The sequence below is a fragment of the Planosporangium flavigriseum genome (assembly GCF_011947225.1).
Classification (GTDB): Bacteria; Actinomycetota; Actinomycetes; order Mycobacteriales; family Micromonosporaceae; genus Planosporangium; species Planosporangium flavigriseum.
Genome location: NZ_JAATVW010000059.1, coordinates 1 through 1167, shown reverse-complemented (window position 1 = coordinate 1167; position 1167 = coordinate 1). Strand labels below are relative to the sequence as shown.

The 1167-nt window shown below is 68.9% G+C and carries 1 protein-coding gene; it reads right to left on the bottom strand.

The genetic code is table 11. The annotated features are described in order from the left end of the window. Positions 1–1041, bottom strand: coding sequence for an IS630 family transposase (locus tag HC028_RS26795; protein WP_168080222.1), 1041 nt, complete (start codon positions 1039–1041; stop codon positions 1–3). Between the last annotated feature and the right edge of the window lie 126 nt (positions 1042–1167).

Sequence of the window (1167 nt, the reverse complement as noted above, 5' to 3'; positions counted from 1 at the left end):
CTAAGCGCCTGGCCGGAAGTCTTGTCCGTAACCGTCGGGGAGCCAGGGTGAGGTCCACGGCGCGGTGGTGGTCAGGTTCTGGTTCGGGGTTCGGTGGCGGAAGAAGGCGTGGGCCTGGCGTACCCGGTCGGCCATGGTGGCCGGGGCGGTGTTGGCGATCGCCTGTTTCAGCACGGCCCACATCCGTTCGACCGGGTTGTCCTGCGGGCTGTACTTCGCGCCTTCGATCAGCAGCAGGCGGGGGTGTTCGGCCAGCCACCGCTTGGCGATGCCACTGTGGTGGGTGGTGCCGTTGTCGCAGATGACGGCCACGACCGGGGCGTCAGGGTAGGCGGCCAGCAGCAGGTCGAGGAAGTAGCAGAACACCACCGAGACGTTGCGGACCGACACGTGGTGGTGCCAGGCGCCGGTGGCCAGGTTGACCGCGCCGTGCAGGGTACGGCGGATGTTCGACCCGGGGGTGAGCACTCGATGTCGGATACCGGTGGGCATCCAGCAGGCCCGCACCCGGGCGAGCAGGTCCAGGTGGGTCTCGTCTTCGGCGAGGACGACCGACCCGGCCGGCAGGGCGGTGATGCGGTCGCGGATGCCGGCGCAGATGTGATCGTGGTCGGGGTCGCTCTTGGCGATCAGGCGGGGCCGGCGCCAGCGGGCCTGCTCACGGATGCGCCGGTAGCAGGTGCGCAGGCTCATCGCCGGGCGGCCCAACTCCCGCCAGATTCGGGCGGTGGTCCATGCCTTCGGCGTGGCCAGCAGCGCGCGGATGCGTTCGCCCAGCCGCGGACTGCCCAGCCGGGGTCGGCCGCTGCGGGGCCGGTCAGGCAGCCCGGTGAGGCCTTCCAGATCGTGGCGGGTGATCCAGCGTCGCACCGTGCGGGGGCTGTAGTGCAGTAGGGCGGCGATGTCGGCGGCGGACATCCCGTGCGCGGACAGCAGCACCATCACCGCGCGGGTTGCGACCCGCCACTGCTGGTGCAGGGCGGTGACCAGGTCGTGGTAATGCTCATCGGAGACGTTGGCGAACACATGCGCAGGGCGCATACTGGCACCGACCTCGTCGGGTTGATCGGAGTGTGGAAACTCGATCAAAAACCCGACGAGGTCCTTGTGTTCGGACCTACCTCAACTCGGGCGAGTTACGGACATAACTTCCGGCAACGTGCTTAG